21 protein-coding genes are annotated in these 23,512 nt (G+C 57.4%); 5 read left to right on the top strand and 16 right to left on the bottom strand.

Features of this window, described 5'->3' with window-relative positions:
- Nucleotides 1-56: 56 nt before the first annotated feature.
- The 3 genes from ptrA to recD are packed head-to-tail and all read left to right on the top strand — an operon-like array spanning nt 57 to nt 8,325.
- Nucleotides 57-2,942: a pitrilysin gene (gene ptrA, locus AC07P6_RS05580; RefSeq protein WP_478315799.1), complete on the top strand. Its 2,886-nt coding sequence runs from the start codon at nt 57-59 to the stop codon at nt 2,940-2,942.
- On the top strand, nt 2,939-6,484 hold the full coding sequence (gene recB, locus AC07P6_RS05585; protein WP_478315800.1) for an exodeoxyribonuclease V subunit beta: 3,546 nt from the start codon (nt 2,939-2,941) through the stop codon (nt 6,482-6,484). The genes ptrA and recB overlap by 4 nt, the downstream gene beginning before the upstream one ends.
- Nucleotides 6,481-8,325 carry an exodeoxyribonuclease V subunit alpha gene (recD, locus tag AC07P6_RS05590; protein WP_478315801.1) on the top strand — a complete coding sequence of 615 codons (1,845 nt, stop codon included), beginning with the start codon at nt 6,481-6,483 and terminating at the stop codon, nt 8,323-8,325. The genes recB and recD overlap by 4 nt, the downstream gene beginning before the upstream one ends.
- A 12-nt stretch (nt 8,326-8,337) precedes the next feature.
- On the opposite strand, the gene AC07P6_RS05595 is transcribed toward recD, so the two are convergent.
- The 3 genes from AC07P6_RS05595 to argA all read right to left on the bottom strand — a co-directional run bounded on the left by AC07P6_RS05595 (nt 8,338) and on the right by argA (nt 10,541).
- Complete coding sequence (locus AC07P6_RS05595) at nt 8,338-8,652, bottom strand: hypothetical protein (protein WP_434661692.1); 315 nt, start codon at nt 8,650-8,652, stop codon at nt 8,338-8,340.
- A 54-nt stretch (nt 8,653-8,706) separates the two neighbouring features.
- On the bottom strand, nt 8,707-9,027 hold the full coding sequence (locus tag AC07P6_RS05600) for a hypothetical protein (RefSeq protein WP_182234666.1): 321 nt from the start codon (nt 9,025-9,027) through the stop codon (nt 8,707-8,709).
- A gap of 182 nt (nt 9,028-9,209) precedes the next feature.
- On the bottom strand, nt 9,210-10,541 hold the full coding sequence (argA, locus tag AC07P6_RS05605) for an amino-acid N-acetyltransferase (protein WP_110276460.1): 1,332 nt from the start codon (nt 10,539-10,541) through the stop codon (nt 9,210-9,212).
- 227 nt (nt 10,542-10,768) lie between these two features.
- Between argA and amiC the strand changes: the two genes are divergently transcribed.
- A complete protein-coding gene (gene amiC / locus AC07P6_RS05610) occupies nt 10,769-12,022 on the top strand; it encodes an N-acetylmuramoyl-L-alanine amidase AmiC (RefSeq protein ID WP_478315802.1) in 1,254 nt (417 codons plus the stop codon).
- A 16-nt stretch (nt 12,023-12,038) separates the two neighbouring features.
- The gene (gene cobD, locus AC07P6_RS05615; protein ID WP_478315803.1) at nt 12,039-13,118 is read left to right on the top strand and encodes a threonine-phosphate decarboxylase CobD; all 1,080 of its coding nucleotides are present in this window, start codon (nt 12,039-12,041) and stop codon (nt 13,116-13,118) included.
- 102 nt (nt 13,119-13,220) lie between these two features.
- Here cobD and AC07P6_RS05620 read toward each other — a convergent pair whose 3' ends face one another.
- The 13 genes from AC07P6_RS05620 to AC07P6_RS05680 all read right to left on the bottom strand — a co-directional run bounded on the left by AC07P6_RS05620 (nt 13,221) and on the right by AC07P6_RS05680 (nt 23,509).
- Nucleotides 13,221-14,087, bottom strand: a complete 867-nt coding sequence (locus tag AC07P6_RS05620; protein ID WP_478315804.1) for an L-threonine kinase — start codon at nt 14,085-14,087, stop codon at nt 13,221-13,223.
- A 93-nt stretch (nt 14,088-14,180) separates the two neighbouring features.
- Nucleotides 14,181-15,395: an acetate/propionate family kinase gene (locus tag AC07P6_RS05625; RefSeq protein WP_434661699.1), complete on the bottom strand. Its 1,215-nt coding sequence runs from the start codon at nt 15,393-15,395 to the stop codon at nt 14,181-14,183.
- Entirely contained in the window at nt 15,380-15,832 is a 453-nt protein-coding gene (gene pduV, locus AC07P6_RS05630; RefSeq protein ID WP_304253346.1) for a propanediol utilization protein PduV, read from the bottom strand. Before pduV ends, AC07P6_RS05625 begins: the two co-directional genes overlap by 16 nt.
- 4 nt (nt 15,833-15,836) lie before the next feature.
- A complete protein-coding gene (gene pduU / locus AC07P6_RS05635) occupies nt 15,837-16,187 on the bottom strand; it encodes a propanediol utilization microcompartment protein PduU (protein ID WP_000441100.1) in 351 nt (116 codons plus the stop codon).
- Nucleotides 16,187-16,741 (bottom strand): propanediol utilization microcompartment protein PduT, encoded by a 555-nt coding sequence (gene pduT, locus AC07P6_RS05640; protein WP_110276466.1) that lies wholly within the window; start codon nt 16,739-16,741, stop codon nt 16,187-16,189. Before pduT ends, pduU begins: the two co-directional genes overlap by 1 nt.
- A 2-nt stretch (nt 16,742-16,743) precedes the next feature.
- Nucleotides 16,744-18,099, bottom strand: a complete 1,356-nt coding sequence (pduS, locus tag AC07P6_RS05645) for a cobalamin reductase PduS (protein WP_478315805.1) — start codon at nt 18,097-18,099, stop codon at nt 16,744-16,746.
- Nucleotides 18,096-19,208 carry a 1-propanol dehydrogenase PduQ gene (pduQ, locus tag AC07P6_RS05650; RefSeq protein ID WP_478315806.1) on the bottom strand — a complete coding sequence of 371 codons (1,113 nt, stop codon included), beginning with the start codon at nt 19,206-19,208 and terminating at the stop codon, nt 18,096-18,098. Before pduQ ends, pduS begins: the two co-directional genes overlap by 4 nt.
- Nucleotides 19,209-19,219: 11 nt before the next feature.
- Nucleotides 19,220-20,611, bottom strand: a complete 1,392-nt coding sequence (gene pduP / locus AC07P6_RS05655; RefSeq protein WP_478315807.1) for a CoA-acylating propionaldehyde dehydrogenase PduP — start codon at nt 20,609-20,611, stop codon at nt 19,220-19,222.
- A complete protein-coding gene (gene pduO, locus AC07P6_RS05660; RefSeq protein WP_112213939.1) occupies nt 20,608-21,618 on the bottom strand; it encodes a two-domain cob(I)yrinic acid a,c-diamide adenosyltransferase PduO in 1,011 nt (336 codons plus the stop codon). The genes pduP and pduO overlap by 4 nt, the downstream gene beginning before the upstream one ends.
- Before the next feature lie 9 nt (nt 21,619-21,627).
- Nucleotides 21,628-21,903, bottom strand: coding sequence for a propanediol utilization microcompartment protein PduN (gene pduN, locus AC07P6_RS05665; RefSeq protein ID WP_004133641.1), 276 nt, complete (start codon nt 21,901-21,903; stop codon nt 21,628-21,630).
- 3 nt (nt 21,904-21,906) lie between these two features.
- Nucleotides 21,907-22,398: a microcompartment protein PduM gene (gene pduM, locus AC07P6_RS05670; RefSeq protein ID WP_478315808.1), complete on the bottom strand. Its 492-nt coding sequence runs from the start codon at nt 22,396-22,398 to the stop codon at nt 21,907-21,909.
- Nucleotides 22,395-23,027 (bottom strand): phosphate propanoyltransferase, encoded by a 633-nt coding sequence (locus AC07P6_RS05675; RefSeq protein WP_112213937.1) that lies wholly within the window; start codon nt 23,025-23,027, stop codon nt 22,395-22,397. Before AC07P6_RS05675 ends, pduM begins: the two co-directional genes overlap by 4 nt.
- Complete coding sequence (locus tag AC07P6_RS05680) at nt 23,027-23,509, bottom strand: BMC domain-containing protein (protein WP_110276473.1); 483 nt, start codon at nt 23,507-23,509, stop codon at nt 23,027-23,029. Before AC07P6_RS05680 ends, AC07P6_RS05675 begins: the two co-directional genes overlap by 1 nt.
- Between the last annotated feature and the right edge of the window lie 3 nt (nt 23,510-23,512).

Raw genomic sequence — 23,512 nt, forward strand, 5'->3', positions numbered from 1 at the left:
TTTTATTAAGGCTGCATACCGTGCAGCGCCAGGTTTGTTAATGATGAGGTCCGTGAATGCCCCGCAGTTTATGGTTCAAGGTTATTGTAGTTCTGGCCGCCCTTTGGGCACCGTTAAGTCAGGCAGACACCGGATGGCAACCGATTCAGGAAACCATTCGTAAAAGCGAAAAAGATACCCGTCAATATCAGGCGATTCGCCTGGATAATGGCATGGTGGTTCTGCTGGTTTCCGATCCGCAGGCGGTGAAATCGCTGTCGGCGCTGGTCGTCCCTGTGGGTTCACTACAGGATCCCGTGGAGCATCAGGGACTGGCTCACTTCCTGGAGCATATGACGCTGATGGGCTCGCAGAAATATCCGCAGCCTGACAGCCTTGCCGAGTTCCTCAAAATGCACGGCGGCAGCCATAACGCCAGTACCGCGCCGTATCGCACCGCGTTCTATCTTGAAGTGGAAAACGATGCGCTGGACGGCGCTGTTGATCGTCTGGCTGACGCCATTTCCGCGCCGCTGCTGGATAAAAAATATGCCGACCGCGAGCGTAATGCAGTTAACGCCGAGCTAACGATGGCGCGAACCCGTGACGGGATGCGGATGGCGCAGGTTAGCGCTGAAACCATCAACCCGGCGCACCCGGGCTCGCATTTTTCCGGCGGTAACCTCGAAACGCTGAGCGACAAGCCCGGCAAGCCGGTACTCGATGCGCTGCATACCTTCCGCGATAGCTGGTATTCCGCCAACCTGATGAAAGCGGTGATCTACAGCAACAAACCTCTGCCGGAGCTGGCGAGCATCGCCGCGGCTACCTATGGTCGCGTGCCGAACCATAATATCAGCAAGCCGGAAATTACCGTGCCGGTGGTGACCGATGCGCAAAAGGGCATCATCATTCACTATGTCCCGGCGATGCCGCGTAAAGTGCTGCGCGTTGAGTTCCGCATCGATAACAATAGCGACCAGTTCCGCAGTAAAACCGACGAGCTGGTGACCTATATGATCGGCAACCGTAGCCCGGGCACGCTTTCTGACTGGCTGCAAAAGCAAGGACTGGTTGAAGGTATCCGTGCCGATTCCGACCCGGTGGTTAACGGCAACAGCGGGGTGCTGGCTATTTCCGCAACCCTGACGGATAAAGGCCTGGCGCATCGTGATGAAGTCACAGCGGCCATTTTCAGCTACCTCAATCTGCTGCGTAGCCAGGGAATTGATAAACGCTATTTTGATGAACTGTCCCATGTGCTGGCGCTCGATTTCCGCTACCCATCAATTAATCGCGATATGGATTACGTCGAATGGCTGGCTGACACCATGATCCGCGTGCCGGTTGAGCATACTCTGGACGTCGTCAACATTGCCGACCGTTACGACCCGCAGGCGATTAAAGACCGTCTGGCGATGATGACGCCGCAAAACGCCCGCATCTGGTATATCAGTCCGAAGGAACCGCATAACAAGACGGCCTACTTCGTTAACGCGCCTTATCAGGTGGATAAAATCAGCGCGCAGACCTTTGCCGACTGGCAGCAGAAATCCAGCGCCATTGACCTTAAGCTACCGGTGCTGAACCCCTATATTCCTGATGATTTCACCTTAATCAAAAGCGACAAGGCTTATCCGCATCCACAGCTGATCGTTGATGAGCCGACGCTACGTGTGATTTACGCGCCGAGCCAGTACTTCGCCAGTGAACCGAAGGCGGATATTTCGCTGGTCCTGCGTAACCCGCAGGGCATGGACAGCGCCCGTCGTCAGGTGATGTTTGCCCTTAATGATTATCTGGCGGGTATCGCGCTTGACCAGCTTAGCAACCAGGCGGCGGTCGGCGGCATCAGCTTCTCCACCGGTGCTAATAATGGGCTGATGGTTAACGCCAACGGCTACACGCAGCATCTTCCGGAACTCTTTAACGCGCTGCTGGATGGTTACTTCAGCTATACGCCGACCGAAGAACAACTGGAGCAGGCTAAATCCTGGTACGCCCAGATGATGGACTCGGCGGATAAAGGCAAAGCCTACGATCAGGCGATCATGCCGGTTCAGATGGTTTCACAGGTGCCGTATTTCCAGCGCGAAGATCGCCGGGCGCTGCTGCCCTCGATTACGCTTAAAGAGGTGCTGGAGTACCGTGATAATCTCAAAGCCAAAGGGCGTCCGGAGCTGTTGGTAATTGGTAATCTCACTGCCGATCAATCAACCGCTATGGCGCGGCAGATTCAAAAACAGCTGGGGGCAGACGGCAACGAATGGTGTCGTAATAAAGACGTGCTGATAAACAGCAAACAGCTGGCTATTTTTGAAAAAGCGGGCAACAGCACGGACTCCGCGCTGGCCGCCGTCTTCGCGCCGCCGAACGTCGATGAATACACCAGTTCTGCTGCGAGTTCTCTTCTCGGGCAAATCGTGCAGCCGTGGTTTTACAACCAACTGCGCACGGAAGAACAATTGGGCTATGCGGTTTTTGCCTTCTCAATGAACGTTGGCCGCCAGTGGGGAATGGGCTTCCTGCTGCAAAGTAACGACAAGCAGCCTGAATTCCTGTGGCAGCGTTTCCAGGCCTTCTTCCCGACGGCGGAAGCCAAATTGCGGGCGATGAAGCCGGAAGAGTTTGCGCAGATCCAGCAGGCGGTTATCAGCCAGATGCAGCAGGCACCGCAGACCCTGGGCGATGAGGCATCAAAGCTGAGCAAAGATTTCGATCGCGGTAATATGCGTTTTGATTCACGTGATAAAGTAGTGGCTCAGATTAAACTGCTGACGCCGCAAAAACTTGCTGACTTCTTCCATCAGACGGTAGTGGATCCGCAAGGCATGGCGATACTTTCCCAGGTTTCCGGGAGCCAGAACGGCAAGACGGAATACGCACATCCGCAGGATGGCAAAGTCTGGGAAAACGTCAGCGCATTGCAGAAATCCTTACCCCTGATGCGAGAGAATGAATGACCGAAACCGCCGAGTCTCTTGACCCCCTGCGCTTGCCCCTGACGGGCGAGCGCCTGATAGAAGCCTCTGCGGGCACCGGAAAAACCTTTACCATTGCCGCGCTCTATTTGCGGCTGCTGCTGGGGCTGGGCGGTGAATCCGCCTTTCCCCGGCAGGTCAGCGTTGAAGAACTGCTGGTGGTGACCTTTACCGAAGCGGCGACCGAAGAGCTGCGCGGGCGTATTCGTAGCAACATCCACGAGTTGCGCATCGCCTGCCTGCGTGACAGTACCGATAACCCTCTCTACGCCGGACTGCTGGCGGAAATACCTGACAAAAACCTCGCCGCGCAAACGCTGCTGCTGGCGGAACGCCAAATGGACGAAGCGGCGGTATTTACCATTCACGGCTTCTGTCAGCGGATGTTGAGCCTCAACGCTTTTGAATCCGGCATGCTGTTTGAACAGCAGCTTATTGAAGATGAATCCCGCCTGCGCTATCAGGCCTGCGCCGACTTCTGGCGTCGCCACTGCTATCCGCTGCCGCGCGATATCGCCGCAGTTATTCACGACGCGTGGAAAGGCCCCCGTGACCTGCTGAAATCAATCGATCGCTGGCTGCAGGGCGAAGCGCCGCAGCTAAAATCTCCACCACCTGCCGAAGAAACGCTGGCCGAACGCCATCAGCAAATTATCGGGCGTATTAATGCGCTTAAGCAGCAGTGGCTGGAACAGGCAGGCGAAATTGAGGCGGTGCTGGAAAATTCAGGCCTCGACCGGCGCAAGTTCAACCGCGGAAATCAGGGAAAGTGGCTGGAGAAAGTGAATGCCTGGGCACAGGAAGAGACCCTGGGCTATCAGCTTCCGGACGCGCTGGAAAAGTTCTCTCAGGCTTTCTTGCTTGAACGCACCAAAGCGGGCGGTGAATCGCCGGTACATCCGCTGTTTAGCGCGGTAGAGAAGCTGTTGGCTTCACCGTTAACGTTGACCGATCTGGTTATCGCCAGGGCTTTGGTCGAAATCCGTGAAGCAGTGGCCCGGGAGAAACGTCGCCGCGGCGAGCTAGGCTTTGACGATATGCTCAGTCGCCTTGATGATGCTCTTCGTAGTGATAGCGGCGAAGCGTTGGCCTGCGCGATTCGTCAGCGTTTTCCGGTAGCGATGATCGATGAATTCCAGGATACCGACCCGCAGCAGTATCGTATTTTTCGTCGTATCTGGCGACAGCAGACAGACACCGCGCTGCTGTTGATTGGCGACCCGAAGCAGGCGATTTATGCCTTCCGCGGCGCGGACATTTTTACCTACATGAGAGCGCGTGGCGATGTGAGCGCCCACTATACGCTGGATACTAACTGGCGCTCCGCGCCGGGAATGGTTGAAAGCGTCAATCGCCTGTTTAGCCTCAGCGATAACCCCTTTATGTTTCGCGAAATCCCGTTCCTGCCGGTCAAATCGGCGGATAAAAACCAGGGGCTGCGCTTTACTGTTGATGATGCCGTGATCCCCGCAATGAACGTCTGGCTGATGCCGGGCGAGGCCGTTGGCTCGGGGGATTATCAAACATTTATGGCGCAGATTTGCGCCGGGCAAATTCGCGACTGGCTCAGCGCGGGTCAGCAGGGCAAAGCGCTGCTATGGCGTGGTGAAAAATCCTCTCCGGTTCAGGCCTCGGATATCACGGTGCTGGTGCGTAACCGCCAGGAGGCCTCGCTGATCCGCGACGCCCTCCAGCTGTTGTCGATACCTTCCGTCTACCTTTCCAACCGCGATAGCGTGTTTGAAACGCCGGAAGCGCAGGAGCTGCTATGGTTGCTGCAGGCGGTGCTGGCGCCCGAACGCGAGAATACCCTGCGCAGCGCGCTGGCGACCTCAATGTTCGGCCTGAACGCTCGGGATATCGAAAACCTCAATCAGGATGAACGGGCGTGGGATGAACTGGTTGAGGAGTTTAGCGGCTACCGGCAAATCTGGCGTCAGCGTGGGGTCATGCCGATGCTACGCGCGCTGATGACCGCGCGACGTATCGCCGAAAATCTGCTCGCTACAAACGGTGGCGAACGACGCCTGACCGATATTCTGCATATCAGCGAGCTACTTCAGGAAGCGGCCAACCAGCTTGAAAGTGAACATGCGCTGGTACGCTGGCTGGCGCAGTATATCGCCGAGCCGGATAGCAATGCCTCCAGCCAGCAGATGCGCCTGGAAAGCGACAAGCACCTGGTGCAGATTGTCACCATTCACAAATCAAAAGGTCTGGAATATCCGCTGGTCTGGTTGCCGTTTATCGCGCGTTTTCGTAAACAAGATCAGGCGTTTTATCACGACAGAAGTTCCTTTGCGGCGGTCCTCGACCTCGGGCAGGATGACGGCAGTATGGAGCTGGCGGAGGCCGAGCGTCTGGCTGAAGATTTGCGCCTGCTGTACGTGGCGCTGACCCGTGCGGTCTGGCACTGTAGCCTTGGCGTTGCGCCGCTCAGTACCCGCCGTAGCGATAAACCTGGTACCAGCGATTTTCACCACAGTGCGTTGGGCCGCCTGCTCCAGGGCGGGGAGGCGATGGATGCCGCAGGGCTAACGGCTCGTTTACAGACTTTCTGCTGCGATGATATTGCTCTGCAACGTCCTGTGCTTACGGATCCGACACCCTGGCAGGCTCCGCAGACGGAACTGCCGCCGCTTTGCGCGCGTATGCTTGAGCGCACGGTGGTCGACGACTGGCGAGTCACCAGCTATTCCGGTTTACAGCAGCACGGTCACAGCGCGGCGCAGGATCTTCTGCCGCGCCTGGATGTCGATGCCGCAGGCGTTGGCGAAGTAATGGAAGAGCCGCAGCTCACGCCGCACCAGTTCCCGCGCGGCGCATCTCCGGGGACGTTTCTGCATAGCCTGTTTGAAGATATTGATTTCACCCAGCCGGTGCCCGCCGACTGGATGGCAGAGAAACTACAGCTGAGCGGGTTCGAGGAGAAATGGACGCCAGTGCTGACCGAATGGCTCGACGGCGTGCTGCGCACCCGCTTGCCGGGGGCGGAGATCGCCCTGAATCAGCTTAGCGAAACCGATAAACAGGTAGAGATGGCCTTTTATCTACCCATCGAACAGCCTCTGGATCCGCTGCGTCTGGACGCGCTAATCCGTCAGTACGATCCGCTCTCCGTTGATACCCCAACCCTCGATTTCCGTCAGGTACGCGGCATGTTGAAAGGCTTTATCGACCTGGTATTTCGCCATAATGACCGCTATTACCTGCTGGATTACAAATCGAACTGGCTGGGGCAAGATCGCGAGGCCTATACCCAGGACGCCATGATGCAGGCAATGCGCACGCATCGTTATGATTTGCAATATCAGCTCTACAGCCTGGCGCTGCACCGTTATTTACGCCATCGTATTGCGGACTACGACTATGAACACCATTTTGGCGGCGTGATTTATCTCTTTTTACGCGGTATGGACGGACAGGACGGCGGTCAGGGGATCTTTACCACCCGCCCGGCGCTGCCGTTGATTGACGGCCTTGATGCGCTGTTTGCCGGGGAAACGCAGGAGGTGGCGCTATGACTATGGACAAACTGTTGCTGGAGGCCGCTGAGCAGCGCCTGCTGCGCCCGCTGGATGTCCAGTTTGCGCTGATGGTGGCGCAAGAAGCGCATCCGGCGGTGAAACTGGCCGCCGCGATCCTGAGCCGCGATGCGGGTGAAGGGCACGTCTGCTTGCCGATCTCTCGTCTCGAAGATGATGAGCTGTTGAGCGGAAAAGCGGCGGGCCTGCGCGAGCAAATCCTTGAGCTGACAGGCACCCCGGACGACTGGTCAACGCTGCTGCTTGGCTCTGAGGCGGTCAGCCGCGGCGAGCGGCCGACGCCCATCATTCTCTGCGGCGAACGGCTTTATCTCAACCGTATGTGGCGCAATGAACTGACCGTCGCGCGCTTTTTCAACGAAGCCAATCAGGTACTGGATGTTGATGAAGCCCGGTTGGCTTCAACGCTGGATGCGTTGTTTCCGCCAGGGGATGATATTGACTGGCAAAAAGTGGCCGCAGCGGTTGCTCTGACCCGACGGATTTCGGTGATCTCCGGCGGCCCCGGTACCGGAAAAACCACCACCGTCGCCAAACTGTTGGCGGCGCTGATTCAGACGTACGCCAGCCCGCGCTGTCGCATACGCCTGGCGGCGCCAACCGGCAAAGCCGCGGCGCGCCTGACCGAATCCCTTGGCGCTGCGCTGCGCCGTCTGCCGTTAACGGACGAGCAAAAGGCACTGGTGCCGACCGAAGCCAGCACCCTCCATCGCCTGCTCGGCGCTCAGCCGGGGAGCCAGCGGCTGCGCTATCACGCCGGAAACCCGTTGCATCTTGACGTGCTGGTGGTCGATGAAGCCTCAATGATCGACCTGCCGATGATGTCGCGTCTGATTGACGCTCTGCCTGAACATGGACGGGTCATTTTCCTTGGCGACCGCGATCAGCTGGCCTCGGTAGAAGCCGGGGCGGTACTCGGTGATATTTGTGCCTGGGTTAATGCGGGATATACCCCCGAACGCGCGGCCCAGTTGGGGCGATTAACGGGTCAGCCGGTGCCTGCGGGCGAGAGCGAAGCGGCGGGGGCGCTGCGTGACAGCCTGTGCCTGCTGCAAAAAAGCTACCGTTTTGGTCGCCATTCCGGCATTGGAAATCTGGCTTATGCGGTGAACAGCGGCGAACGTAGCGCAGTACGCGCGACGCTGCGCCAACCATTCGACGACATCACTCTGCATCCGCTGAGTACCACCGAAGAGTACGAGGCGATGCTCATCCAGGCGCAGGCGGGCTACGGTCGTTTCCTGCAGTTGCTGCGCGAACGAGCCGAACCCGAAGAGATGATTGCCGCATTCGGTGAGTTCCAGTTGCTGTGCGCGCTGCGCGATGGTCCCTACGGCGTTAGCGGCGTGAATGAACAGCTGGAGCAGATGCTAAACCGCAAGCGGGCAATTACCCTGCCGCGCCATTCACGCTGGTATGAAGGGCGTCCGGTGATGATCTCCCGCAACGATAGCGCGCTGGGGCTGTTTAATGGCGATATCGGCATTGCGCTGGAAAGAGGTGACGGCCTGCGCGTCTGGTTCCCGATGCCCGATGGCAGCATCAAGTCGGTACAACCGAGCCGCTTGCCGGAGCACGATACCGCCTGGGCGATGACGGTGCACAAATCGCAGGGCTCGGAGTTCGATCATGCGGCGCTGATCCTGCCTTCCCGCAGCGTGCCGCTGTTGACGCGTGAACTAGTTTACACCGCCATTACTCGCGCCAAACAGCAGCTATCAATTTATGCCGATGAACAAGTGCTGACTCAGGCGGTTGTCGCACGTACCGAACGTCGCAGCGGGCTGACGGAGATCTTTGCGGGGCAGGGGCATCTCTGAATCTGCCGGGCGCTAATAAGGGGCGACTAAAGGCATTATCCACAGCAGCGATATGGAGTTCATGGCGAAGAAATACTTCGCCGAACCCTTTGCAAGCGGTGGGGTCGAGACGTTGGCCACCACGAGGACAATGGCGGAAATCACCAGGTTAATAACGGAGAGGATCATAAAGATAAAGAAAATAAACAGCCCGGCACCGTAAGCGCTTCCTGACGAGCCTCCGCTCCCCATCATCATCAGCAGAATGAGCAGCCAGGGGTAGAGCGAAATAACGGTGACGATTATTTTTATATTTTTCACAAATCCGTTTTCTGAGTTATTCACCATTAATCTATATTCCTTAATTTGAATTCATAGACAGGATAAACCATAGCTATGTCGTTACCCCTGTGAAACAAGAAGTGAAAGTAACAATACCCAGACGGCAGAAATGGAGTTGATAGCAAAGAAACGCCCTGCGGAGTTTTTTGCTGCTGAGGGGGTAACTATATGAGTAAAGACAATAAAAATGATTGAAATAATCAGATTAATGACAGACAGCGCGAAGGCATAAATAGCTATCCCGGCACCTGCTCTCAGTAACCAGCTTGCTTTACTTGCGCCATTCAGGCTTGCAATTAATAGCAGCAGCCAGGGATATAAAGAGAGCACGATAACAATAATGCTGATATTGCGGGTAAACCAGTTGCCAGAATTATCCATAAATAGCCTGCTTTCCTTTGTAGTCAGGCTAAATTATACATTTAGATTAACGCTGTGTAATTATTTATCAGATATGCCGGAAGCAAGGCTTGGCGCATCGTATTGCCGCCGGGAATATTCCCGGCGGTGGAGCTATAAATCTGGTGCGGAGGCTGTTTTACACCGTGAACCGGGGAAGGACATTAACTCAAGTCCGCCATCAGCACTTTTGAACGGCGCTGATAGTTGTACATCTCTTTCTTGCTCTCCGGCAGCAGGTCGACGTCTACTGGGGTAAAGCCGCGCTCCTGGAACCAGTGAATGCTTCGGGTCGTCAGCACGAACAGCTTACTCAGGCCCATTTGCCTCGCCTGAGCGGCAATGCGCTCGAGCAGAACTTCTCCGCGCGATGAGCTACGGTAATCCGGATGCACCGCCACGCAGGCCATTTCACCGATTTTCTCTTCCGGGAACGGATAGAGCGCGGCGCAGGCAATCGTGGTGTTATCACGCTGAATAATGGTGAATTTATCGATTTCCATCTCCAGCTGTTCGCGCGAACGCCGCACCAGGATGCCCTGTTGCTCCAGTGGGCTAATCAGTTCAAGGATCCCGCCGATATCATTGATGGTGGCGCGACGGATCTGTTCGGCGCTCTCCATCACAATCTGGGTACCGATACCGTCGCGTGAGAACAGTTCCTGCAACAGCGTGCCGTCTTCCTGATAGCTGATCAGGTGACAGCGACGCACGCCGCTACGGCAGGCTTTTACTGCCCCGCGCAGGAAGCGCACCGTGCCGGAATTATAATCTTCGTCTGCTTCCAGCTCCTCAACCCGCGCCTGAGCTTCGTTGGGGAACAGTTCGGGAACGATATCACCATTCTGGTCGTAGACCCCTTGCGACGAGCAGAAGCCGATCATTTTTTCGGCTTTCAGCTTAATCGCCAGCTGAGTGGCAATCTCTTCGGAAGTGAGGTTAAAGCTTTCGCCAGTGACCGACACCGCAACCGGGCCCATCAACACAATCGCGCCGTTATCCAACTGGCGGTGAATGGCTTCTTCATCAATGCGCCGAATGCGTCCGCTGTGGCAATAATCCACGCCGTCATCTACCCCTAACGGCTGCGCGATCAGGAAGTTGCCGCTGACCACGTTGATATGGGCACCCTGCAACGGCGTGTTGTTCAGGCTCATCGACAGGCGAGCGGTAATTTCCAGCTGCAGCATGCCCGCCGCTTGCTTAACCAGCTCAAGCGTTTTGGCGTCAGTCACTCGGGTCTGTTTGTGATAAACCGGCTCGTGACGATGTTCTGCCAGGTTGGCGTCAATCTGCGGGCGTGCACCATAAACCACCACCAGGCGAATACCCAGGCTGTGAAGAAGGCCAATGTCGTTGACTATACTAGAAAAATTATCATGCTCGATGGCTTCTCCGCCCAGCATGATGACAAACGTTTTACCCCGATGGGCATTAATATAGGGGACAGAATGGCGGAATCCCTCTACCAGTTCGGTGCGACGTTCCTTCACCATGACACAACCTCAATGCATGATTATTCGTAATTAGTGTATTTTTATTCTGTTTTGCCGGTAAACGCAAGCGCCAATTTGTTGCTGAGCTGAGAAAGCAGTGTGAGCTAAATCAGGGTGTCAAAGATTGTTTACCCTTTTATAGATGACAGGTTATACGCCTTTCGTTAAAGTTTCTGGTCAATCTGTTTGTTTTAAATACCAATGATTTCTTACTGCTTGGGAGTGGCATGTCGGGATACAAGTCAGAATTAAGCCGCCGCCGTTTTTTACAAGGGGCGGGCGCCATGTGGTTAATGAGTGTGAGTCCGGTTGGGTTGGCTGCCGCGGCGCAGGTTGTTGCCGTGCGAGTCTGGCCATCATCGACCTACACCCGCGTCACCGTGGAGTCCAATCATATTCTGAAGTATCGGCAGTTTGCGCTCAGTAATCCTGAACGACTGGTCGTGGATCTGGAAGGCGTTAACCTCAACTCGGTGTTAAAAGGAATGGGCGGGCAGATTCGCGGCGACGATCCTTATATTCAGTCCGCTCGCGTGGGTCAGTACGATCCGCAAACCGTGCGTATGGTCTTTGAGCTGAAACAGAACGTGAAACCTCAGCTCTTTGCGCTGGCCCCGGTTGCAGGTTTTAAAGAGCGTCTGGTGATGGATCTCTACCCCTCCAATGCCACCGATGTGCAGGATCCGCTGCTGGCGCTGCTTGAGGATTACAATAAAGGCGATCTTCAGCGTCAGGTTCCCCCTGCGGAAAGCGGGCCGAAACCGGGTAAAGCCGGGCGCGATCGGCCGATCGTGATTATGCTCGACCCCGGCCACGGTGGTGAAGATTCTGGCGCGGTGGGGAAATATCGCACTCGCGAAAAAGACGTGGTGCTACAAATTGCCCGACGGCTGCGCGCGCTGATCGAGAAAGAGGGCAATATGAAGGTCTATATGACCCGCAACGAGGATGTCTTTATCCCGCTGAAGGTGCGCGTTGCCAAGGCGCAGAAGCAGCGTGCCGACCTGTTTGTCTCTATTCACGCCGATGCATTTACCAGCCGGCAGCCCAGCGGCTCTTCGGTCTTTGCGCTGTCGACCAAGGGGGCCACCAGTACCGCGGCGAAGTTTCTGGCCCAGACCCAGAACGCCTCGGATCTGATTGGCGGCGTAAGCAAAAGCGGCGATCGCTACGTCGATCACACCATGTTCGACATGGTGCAGTCGCTGACCATCGCCGATAGCCTGAAGTTTGGCAAGGCGGTGTTGGAAAAGATGGGCAATATTAATAACCTGCACAAGAATCGCGTTGAGCAGGCGGGCTTCGCGGTGCTGAAAGCGCCGGATATTCCATCGATTCTGGTGGAAACCGCGTTTATCAGTAACGTCGAAGAAGAGCGTAAATTGAAAACGGCGAAATTCCAGCAGCAGGTTGCAGAGTCGATTCTGGCAGGGATTAAAGCCTACTTCGCTGACGGCGCGACGCTGGCAAGGCGAGGGTAACGCAACGGGAATGTAAATGGCTCTATTGAAGAGCGCGCACGGCGGAAATATCCGCGAGGCCGCCGCGCTATTGGGAATCTCTGCGGAACAACTGCTGGATTTTAGCGCCAATATTAATCCACTGGGGATGCCGGAAAGTGTAAAGCGCGCCATCATCGATAATATGGCCTGCGCTGAACGCTATCCGGACGTTGAGTATCAGCAACTGCACCTCGCGCTGGCGGAACATCACCAGGTTCCCGCTTCGTGGATCCTCGCTGGAAATGGCGAAACGGAAGCGATCTTCACCCTCGTTCAGGGTTTGAAGCCGCGTCAGGCGATGATCGTCACGCCGGGTTTTGCCGAGTATCGCCGGGCGCTGCAATCGGTCGACTGCGCGGTGCGGGAGTTTCTTCTGCATGAAGAGGATGGTTGGCAGCTGACTGGCGCTATCCTTGATGCCCTGACGCCGGATCTGGACTGCTTATTCCTCTGTACACCAAATAATCCGACCGGACTGCTACCCGAACGTCGTCTGCTCGAATTAATTGCGCAGCGTTGTCAATCGTTGGGAATCGCGCTGATTCTTGATGAAGCGTTTATCGATTTTATTCCCGATGAGCGGGGATTTATTCCGCTTTTGCGCGATAATCCACACGTATGGGTATTGCGTTCGCTCACCAAGTTTTATGCCATCCCCGGCCTGCGCCTGGGGTATCTGGTCAATGGTGATGAACGGGCGGTGGCGCGAATGCGCGAGCGACAGATGCCGTGGTCAATTAACGCCTTTGCTGCGCTGGCGGGTGAAATCATTCTTCAGGATAGCGACTATCAGCAGAAAACCTGGCTGTGGCTGGAGGAAGAGGGGCAGCGTTTTTACCATCAACTGCGCCACATTCCCGGCCTGACGGTTTATCCTGGCCGGGCTAACTATTTGTTTTTGCGTTGCGACGTGCCGGACCTTGACCTGCAATATGCCATGCTGCAACAGCATATCCTGATCCGCAGTTGTACCAATTATCCGGGACTGGACGGGCGCTACTTCCGCGTCGCGATCCGCAGCCAGCAGGAAAACACCCAGTTGCTAACGGCTTTCAGGCAGGTATTTACCGGGTAGATGTTCCTGGCGTCTGCGGGCTACGAGTTTACAGTCGTCTGCGGGCCGGTAGCCCGGACAAGGCGCGTCGAGCGCCGCCTCCGGGAAATATGATTGCCGGCGCTAGCGCAATTCGACGCCGCCCTGCACCATGCGCAGCAGGTGCTGCTCGGGCCAGTATTCGCTGAGCCGTGTTTCCACCAGCCGCCGCTGCAAATACTCAATATCGTGACGTTCACGGTCGAGCATCAGGCCAACAACGCTACCGCTGTGCGCCACGTTCAGGCCGTATAAATCACACTCCTCTACCAGCTCCAGCAGCGTATCAAACCCCGGTTTAGGCAGCAGGTGCTGGCTGGCGATGGCGCTGAGCGTTGCCGCTTCTCCCATGCAACGGGGGTCATCCGTCTGACAGGCCTGCTGGATTTTCTCCCAAGCCAGTTGCAGGGCGGCAGAATGAGCGTGCAGCTTTTCAAGTCTGGGAAGGCGGTGATAATCAGTGGTCAGCAGCGTGGCGGGGCTTTCAAGTACCAGCAGATCAAGCTGAGGCTGAGAATGGCAGGCTATTTGCGTTTCGGCGGTGTTGTGATCGAACAACGTGAGTTGGCGAAACAGGGTGCTGTCGGTCGGTTCCAGAGAAACGCACAGTTGGGCGAGGGTGGTTTCATCCAGCGGGTGGCCGAGATGATGCGCGGTAGCTACCGCCGTTGCGGCGATATCCGCAGTGCTGCTGGCCATGCCTTTGGCGACCGGAATGGTGGAGCAAATGTCGATACGAATCTCTTTGCTGAGGTCAGCTGGATAGCGCCAGTAGTTCAGTAGCCTGTCGACCATTGCCCGTGAAAGCGGACGCTCATCCGTGCGAGGTGAACCGTAGTCCACCTCGACGGTGCTGTACCAGTCAACGGGGCAGGAGACCAGCTTCTCGCTGCCGAGGATCCAGCCCTGGATGAGTTCGCCACAGGAGGCGGGGCATTGCGCAACAGCCACGTTTTTCTACCCTTTGCTCAGATTGCCAGGGCGCATAGTGTCATGCCGATCCCGCTATTTCCATGATTCACCGCAACTTGCCGGGCGGCGAACTCAGGCTGAAACGGTTAACGTCTGCGCTTCGGGAAGCGCGAGACGCATAACGTCGCGGGCAATCATCAACTCTTCATTAGTATTAATGACTGCCACTTTGACGACCGCGTTTTCGCTCTGAATAAAGGTGGCGTTATGCTGGTTTTTCTCTTCATCGACCGACAGCCCGAGAAAATTCAGGTTGTGGCAGATAGCACTTCTGGCGCGGGCCGAGTTTTCGCCGATGCCGCCGGTAAAGATCAGTGCGTCCAGGCCGCCCATCTGCATGATATAGCTGCCGATGGTGGCGCGAATGCGCTCGGCAAACAGCGTCAGCGCCAGGGCTGCTCGCTGATTGCCGCCATCCGCTGCCTGTTCGACATCGCGATAATCGTGCGAGACGCCGGAGACGCCAAGCAGGCCCGATTCATTGTTTAACAACAGGTTGAGCTGCTCCGGCGTTTTGCCCTCATGCAGCGCCAGCCACGGTAAAATCGACGGGTCGATATCGCCGCTGCGGGTGCCCATCATCACGCCGGACTGCGGCGTAAAGCCCATCGAAGTGTTCACGGAACGCCCGCCTTTGATGGCGCAAACGCTGCTACCGTTACCAAGATGGCAGCACACTACGCGCAGCGCACTCAGCGGCACGCCCAGCTTTTCTGCCAGCGTCGCGCTGACGTACTTATGGCTGGTGCCGTGGAATCCATAGCGACGAATGCCCAACTCGCTGTAGTAGCGCCAGGGCAGCGGATAAATAAACGCGCGCTCGTCCAGCGTCTGGTGAAAAGCGGTATCAAATACCGCGACCGACGGCGTATCAGGCAGCAGTTGGCGGAACACTTTGATCCCCAACGCATTAACCGGGTTATGCAGCGGGGCCAGTTCAGCCAGACGCTCAATTTCCGCTAAGGTTTCATCGGTGACCGGTGTCGAATCTTTAAAACGTTCCCCGCCGTGCGCCACGCGGTGACCGACGCCGTCGATATCCTGCAGGCTCTGAATAATCTGGTAGCCAAGAAGCTTTTCCAGCAGCAGGGTGACAGCCTCGCGATGATCGGCGATCGGCGCCGACTCCTGCCATTTTTGCGCAGGGGTTTTTATCGTTACCTGAGCGTTGGCCATGCCGATACGTTCAATCAGTCCCTGACAGAGCGTCTCGCCCTGCGGCATTTCCAGCAGCTGGAATTTTAATGATGAGCTGCCGGCGTTAATGGCCATTATTTTGTAAGACATAAAGGTTCCTTCGAATTCAGAAAATCCAGCACGGCGTCGAGACCCGAGTTATTCAACGCGCTGGTAATAAAAATCTGCTCTGCGCCAGCCTGCGTAAGCCACTCCGCAACCAGCGAAATACGCTGCGGGTCGGCCAGATCGGCCTTGGTGACCAGGCCAATCGTCGGTCGGTTCATCGGTGCGGTAAAACCCGGAGAAAAGGGCGACCACTGGGCGTCGGCATTCAGCACCAGCGCGATGACGTCGGCCTCGCAGGCGCTGGTCAGTAGGGCGCTATATAGGCAGCGGTTCTCCAGATATTCGCCCGGCGTGTCGATGGCCATCGGCGACCATTCAATGGCCTGAGTTTTCTTATAATGGAGCGCTTCGCCGCGCAGGCTTTGGGTCAGCGAAGTTTTTCCGCACTGGCTGGGGCCGATAAACATCAAACGCTTCATTGGCTTACGTCCGGGTGATCGAACAGGTGGTGAACTGCATCATTTCGCCCAGCGTGCGCGTCACCTGCTTGAGGGCATATTCGACGGCGGAAACATCGCCGGTCAACACCACAGCGCCGGTAAAGCGATCGAGAAAACCAATCTCCACCGCGCCGGATTTGGTGGCGATATCGCAGGCGATAATCGACGCTTCGCTTGGCGTGATGGTAAGGATGCCAATGGCGGAAACCGCATCCGGCAGGCCCAGTTTCTTGAAGAGATCTTTGCCTGGATTGGCAATCAGGTGCGCGAGGGTGACCTGTTTCCCCGGCACGTATTCCTGAATCATGCGATCCGTTGTCGGTTGTCTTTCCATTATCCCTCCACCATCTGTCGCCACATGGCTTCATGCGGGCGCGGGATCACCGAACGGTAAACCAGCAGCCCTTTTTCGCCCGCGCTTTCGCTGGCAACCGTCACGGCGTTATTGACGTCAGAAACGTCGCCCGCCACCACCATGTAGCACTTACCGCCGATGCCGAAGGCCATATGCACTCTTACCAGGGTGACGTTTGAGGCTTTCACCGCCCGGTCCGCGGCGCTGATGCAGGCCGCTACGCTCCAGGTTTCGACGATGCCGACCGCCTGGCGTTTTTCGACGCTGTTCAGGCCGCTGATAGCCGGGAGAATGCTGGGATGGATGTTCGCCAGCACCATGCTGTCGACGAGCATCTCGCCCGCCAGCGACGTGCCGGTTTCAATGGCCTGCTGGAGCGCGCCGATATCGCCGCCCAGCATCAGTAAAAACTTACCTGGGCAGATGGTCTTGCTGACCAGTAGATCGACGTTGGCGCTTTTCAGCATGGCATCACCAAGTTCCATGCCTTTGGCGATGCTGGTGAGTTCTAAAATTCCTATAGCCTGAGACATGGTTAACCTCTTACAACCGTGATGGCCTGTTCGCTGATGGCCGATACAACGCCGTCGATGCTGGCGTGAATCGGCGCGCCTAATGCACCTGCCGGAACGTCGGCAATGCACTGTCCGCGCGTGACGCGTTCCCCTTGCGCGACATTCGGCACTGCGCTGGCACCAATATGCTGGCGCAGCTGCAAGGTCACTTTTTCCACTGACGGCTCGTCAGCGCAGAGTGGTGCTTCCTGATACCAGAGGCTGAGCCCGAGTTTGGCGATCAGCCTCTTCACCGGCACCAGGCGATATTTCGCCATCTCATCGGCCGGATACAGCGGCCCTTCATAGCGCTGGTTTTGCGCCCGCAGCTCGCGTTTCAGCATCCGGTTGATGCGCATCGGCGAGATCCCCACCGGGCAGGCCACGCTTTCACAAACGTTGCATTCCGAGCAGGTGAGGGCGCTCAGCAGCAGCTGCGGCGTGGCGGCCTGGTGAAAGTTCACTGCCCGAACCAGCAGGTGCGGGGAGAGTTCGTGGCCAATCAGATGCCGCGGGCAGAGATCGGTGCACAGACGGCACTGCTCGCAGACGGTACGCGCGACGGAAAGCACCGTGCGCTCGTCCTGCATTCGCCGCTGGATAAGCGGATGGCTTTTCGGTAGCACCAGCAGACCACCGGTGGTTTTGGTCACCGGGTTATCCAGCGAGGTAATCAGGCCGCCCATCATCGGGCCGCCGTTAATAAAACCGGGGTCGTCAACCGTTGCGCCGCCCGCCAGCGCCAGAACTTCGCGCAGCGACATGCCGATGGGGACGGTAACGGTCAACGGTCTGGCGACTGCGCCGTTCACGGTCAACGTGCGACGAGTGACCGGAAACTGCTGCTCGACCGCCCGGGCAACGTTAAGGACGGTTTGCACATTATTGACGACTACGCCGACGCTGGCTGGTAGCGCCGCCGGAGCGACCCGGCGGCCGGTTGCCATCCAGATGGTCAGCACCTCATCACCCGCCGGATAAACATCCGGCAGGATATGCAGACGGATACCGGCAGGCAGCAGCGGGGTTAATGCTTCAATAGCCCGGTGATACTTCTCTTTAAGGGCAATGACCCCTTCGCGAGCGCCGGTTGCCGTCATCGCATATTGCACGCCGCGTACCAGACGCGCGGCCTGCTGCCACATCAGCTGCTGGTCAACTTTGAGCATCGGTTCACACTCGGCGGCGTTCACCAGGAAAATTTCCACCTGCGCCTGCAGCTTTACGTGAGCGGGAAAGCCTGCACCACCTGCGCCGACGACGCCCGCTGCGCGAACGCGCTCGCGAATTTCATCAGCGCTATGAGACATTTCAACGGCGTTGACGGCGGTACTCATAGCAGTTCCTCCAGCAGTTCCCGAATGGCTTCGGCATTAGCCGGACGCGGGTTGGTGCGTAGGGTGACGTCAGCCAGCGCAGCCTGCACCATCGCTGGAATGCGCGTGGAAAAGTTGGATTTTCCTTCTTTAAGCGCAGCGGCCAGTGAGGGAAGGGCGCAGCGTTGCTTAAGCAGTTCAATTTGCTGAATCAGCGCATTGATTGCCGCGATATCATTAGCTTCTGCCGGGCAAAAACCACAGGTCTTCGCCATCCGCGCGTAGCGTTTGGCGGCGCGCGGGTCACCCGCGTTAAAGCGGATCACTGTCGTGAGCAGCAGCGCATTGGCCAGCCCGTGCGGCAGATGAAACTGTCCGCCGAGCTGGTGAGCTATCGCGTGATTAAGCCCCAAACCCGCCTGACTGAACGCCATCCCCGCCAGCGTTGAAGCATTGTGCATTTTCCCGCGCGTCGCTACGCAGTCACCTTTTTCCACCGCCGTGGGCAGATACTGGAACACCAGTTTGGCGGCTTTTTCCGCCAGCGCGTCGGTAAAGTCGCTGGCGTGCGGTGACACCCAGGCCTCCAGGGCGTGGGTCAGCACGTCCATACCGGTGTTGGCGGTAATCTGCGGCGGAACGCTGACCACCAGCTCCGGGTCGAGGATCGCCATATCCGGATACAGCGCATTGTTGAACAGCGGGTACTTGATACCTTTATCAGGATCGCTGATCACGCAGGCGCTGGTGACTTCCGAACCGGTGCCGCTGGTGGTCGGGATCGCCACGCAGGTTTCGATGTTGATCCCGCTCTGCTGGCTAAACCAGACGATGGCCTTCGCCGCGTCCATTGCCGAGCCGCCGCCAAAACCGATCACCACCTGCGGTTGCAGAGCCTGCATTTGCGCAATGCCCTGCACCACGGTGTGGATGGTGGGGTCCGGCGTTATCTCGCTAAAGACGCTGATGCGGTTATCTGCGGGCAGCGCGTTGCGCAGGGTATCCAGCAGCGGCGAGCGCGCCAGAAACCCATCGCAGATTATCCAGATGTGCTTGTTGGTAAAGCGCTTAAGCACCGCCAGACTGCCCTGGCCGCTGTACAACCGCGTTTGTAGTGAGAAAGTATTCATCGCGACCTCGGTTAGCGGATGGAGAAGCCGTTGGTCAGCACGCAGCGCCGTGAGCGAGCAAAGGTTCGCGCCGACGTGGTCCCTTCACCGGTTGGCGTGGCGATAGTGAAGGTGGTAAACCCTTCACCGCCGACGCCAATCCCGGCATAGGATGGGCCATTTTTAACGAATATTGAGGTTTGCAGGGTGCGCGCTGCGAGGTTCAGGCGCGACACGTTCTGCGAGTGCATGATCGCGGTGTGATGCAGCCCCTCTTCAACCTTCAGCGCCAGCGTCAGCGCGCTATCGAAATCGCTGACTTTCACCACCGGCAGCATCGGCATCAGCTGTTCGCTGGTCACCCACGAATCGTCGGCGTTGACGATGGCAATCAGCAGACGAGGCGCTTTGGCAGGAACGGCGATCCCGGCGGCTTCCAGCATGGCTGATGGGCTCTTGCCGACCAGTTTTTTATTGGCATGGCCTTCTGGCAGACAGGCGGCGCGGAGTTTGTCGGTATCGGCAGGACTTAGCAGCAGCGCACCGAAGGTTTGCATTTGCTGTACCAGTCGGTCGGCGACGCTCTCCACTACGATCAGGCTCTTCTCGGCAATACAGGGCAGGTTGTAATCGAACGAAGCGCCGTTGATGATATCTTCCGCTGCCTTCACCAGATCGGCCGTTTCATCGACGATACAAGGCGGGTTGCCCGCACCTGCGCCAATCACCTTCTTACCGCTCTTCATACCCATCGCCACAATGCCCGGTCCGCCGGTAATCGCCAGTACCGCAATGCGCGGGTGGGCCATCATCTGCTGGGTGGCTTCGAAAGTTGGCTCTGCGACGGTAACCACCAGGTTGCGGATGCCGCAGCAGCGGAAAGCAATCTCTTCAATCAGGCTGATAAGCTTGAGAGAGACCTTTTTCGCTCCCGGATGCGGGCTAAAGTAGACGCTGTTGCCCGCCGCCAGCATGCTGATGCTGTTGTTGATGATGGTTTCCGTCGGGTTGGTACTTGGGGCGACCGAACCGATGACGCCAAACGGTGAGTATTCAAATAACACCATGCCGCCATCGCCGGTTAGCGCGGTGGTGGTGAGGTCTTCTACGCCCGGCGTGTTGTCCAGAGCGGCCTTGTTTTTCAGAAATTTATCTTCTTTATTGCCCATGCCCGTTTCATTGGCGCTCTCTTCCGCCAGCGAGGCGAGAAGCGGTGTCAGCTCCTGACGCATTGCGCTGATGATGGCGCTGCGCGTTTTCAGCGGGCACTGCTGGTAACGTAAGAACGCCTGGTGCGCGGCATCGATTGCCTCGCTGACGGACTGGAAGATCCCTTTGCCCTGAGGCTGGCTCGGCGTTTGCTCCGGGGTCAGTTGCTCGCTGAGAATGGTGCGAATGAGGGTTTCGAGTTCAGAAGTATTCATTGATGAGTTCCCACGTTAATGGCCGCAATAGCAGCCAGTGCTATATCCATGTCCTGCTCAACGCTGCCGCCGCTGATGCCCAGACCCCCAATCAACAGACCGTCACGCCACAGAGCGTAACCGCCGCCAAAGGTAACGACTTTTCCCTGTAAATGACTTTCCAGGCCATAAAGCGCGGCGCCCGGCTGAACGACATCGCTCAGTTCATGGGTTGCCGTTTTCATAGCGACTGCGGTCCAGGCTTTTTTCGGTGCCAGTTCGCTGCTGACCAGCAGGGCGTCCGGCATCCGCCAGGTGACGGTTTCCGTACCATGCGCGTCAACAATGCTGACCACCACCGGCACCTGTAGCTGCTGGGCGCGCTCTACGGCGGAGCGAGTCAACTGGTGGAGGTCGTGAAACGAGAGAGCCATAGGCGTCGTCTCCTTGAGGCGTGGGGGCTGGCTGGCGGCCAGATAGCGTTTGCTGATTTCACGGATGATATCGTTCTGGTGCGCATCGCTATCTTCGGCGCGAGCCAGGGCGTACAGGCAGTCTGATAAGCGGTTGATGTAACGCATCAGCACCTGGCGCACGTTGATTTCTGCGGCCAGCTCAACCAGGCGGCGTTCGGCCCGGCGAGCCAGCGTACGGGCAAAATGTAGGCGGCTCGCGGCTTCGCAGCGACCGGGTAAAATAAAACTGTGCAGCGGCTCGACGCGGGCCATCGCCCGATCGATAGCGGCTTCCAGAGCCGAAATCTCTTCGCTGCTGATGTAGCGCTGTTTGGGTGACGGCTGCTCGCTGTCGCTGGCCAATTCGGCGCTAAACCAGAAAATTTGCTGCTGGATGGCCTCGAGTAAGATGCGATGGCTTTCATCCGCAGCGGCGCAGGCGCACAGGCTCAGCGCGGCGTTCAGCTCATCCAGCGTGCCGTAGGCTTCGACGCGCGGGTGGGTTTTGCTCACCCGCTGGCCGGTAAATAACGATGTGGTGCCGGCGTCACCTGTTCGGGTATAAATCGCCATAATCGCCCCTTAACGCGAAAGCGTATCTACAATGCCGACAACGGCGAGGTCAATGGCCTCATTGGGCCCGGAAAAGACATGTCTGGCGCTGGAGCCGCCGCTAAGCAGCACCAGTTCGCCGACGCCTGCGCCGACGGAGTCAACGGCAACTTCATCGCCTGACGTTGGTGATGCGGGAAGTTCGCCATCGGCGCTGACCCGACGTACCAGCAGCAGCTTTTTCCCTACCAGGGAGGGCGATTTTTGCGTGGAGACAACCGCGCCCGTGACTCGTGCCAGATGCATGATTTACTCCTGCTTAATTAATTGAATATTCCGCGCGCTTGCCGCTTCATGCGCCAGTGCGGTCACGATGCATTTGCGATGGAGAACCAAGCGTCCTTTGCCCTGGCTTGCGACATCGCGATAGCTCAGCAGCGAACCGGCGTGCAGAGTCAGCGCCAGCCCGTGCTCGTCGGTGAACATCACCGGTAGACGAGCCAGTTTTTTTACCGGGATAACCGGCAGTAGCTGGCTATGCACGCAGAGCTGTACGCGGATGCCGAAAGCCAGGGCGTCGTGAATTTTCCCGGCGACGGGGTCGTCGGTTTCCGCTTCAGCAAGCTGGCCCAGCAGCGGCAGGTCGATGAGCAGAATGCGCAACGACGCGTGCTGACAGAACAGGCTTCGGCTGTCCGCTTCACGCAACTGCGCAACGCTCAGCGTCGCCGTGCTGTGGGCGCGACGCTGCAGCCGGGAGACAATCTCCTCAACAATGCGCTGCAGAATTTCGCCGTTCATCGTGGGGCCACCAGCCGGGCAAAGGCCTGCGGGTTATCGGCACCAGCAGCGTTGGCTTCATCGGTATCGATATGCATTTCGAGGCGCATGTCCGGTGAAACGCGAATCGCCACGTTGTTGAAAATCAGCCCGCGCTCGTCGCCTTCGATTGCCACGGAGACCTTATCACCGTGGGAGACCCGCAGGATCAGGGCATCCAGCGGCGACATATGAATATGCCGCTGGGCGACAATAACCCCAGAAGATAATTCCAGTTCGGCAAAGGGGCTGACCAGACGGATGCCCGGCGTCCCTTTCAGGTTGCCGGACATTCTCAGCGGTGCTGCCACTCCCAGCGTCCTTGCGTCGGTGCGCGATATTTCCACCTGGCTTGTTGAGCGCAGTGGACCAAGCAGGCGTACGTTTTTGAGCTGCCCTTTTGGCCCCACCAGGGTGACAGTTTGTTCCGCAGCATATTGCCCCGGCTGCAGCAGCGCTTTTTTCTCGCTGATGGGATGGCCGGGAAAAAGCTGCGCGTAATCCTGCGCAGACAGATGGATATGACGATTCGAGACGCCCAGCGGAATCGGGCGCTCGCGCATCTCATCAAGAACTTTGCTGACCGTTGATTCCAGAAGCTGTTTATCCATTACGCTTCACCTCGCTTGCCTGAATGAAGGCAAAGAGAACGAGGATCGCCTTTCTGGCGCTGGCATTTCGGGTCCAGGCACAGGTTGCAGCTGACCAGTCCGGCTTCCTGTGGTACTTCATCTGCTGGCTCTTCAGAAACGACATCGGCCATGATTGGCTCTTCAGGTTCAGGTGCCATGACGGAGGGCGGGGGAGTTTCTGCGGGCATTATCCCTTCTCCGGGCCTGGCGATGACCTTGTGGGCCACCAGGCCATTTCGCTGTTCGGCAAAATGTGCGCCGGTGGTGATCGCCGCCTGCACGGAGGCGACATCACCGGTCACTTTAATAACCGTCCAGCCTGAACCATTGGTCTTTTCGAGGGCGACCAGCGTGATAGAAGCGGATTTCGCCATGATATCGGCGCAGCTGATAGCCAGTGCCAGACCACAAACTTCAAGTAATCCAAGAGATTGCTTCACGCGGTGCTCCTTATTCGCCATCGA

It is taken from the genome of Klebsiella sp. GFKo11, assembly GCF_056490265.1.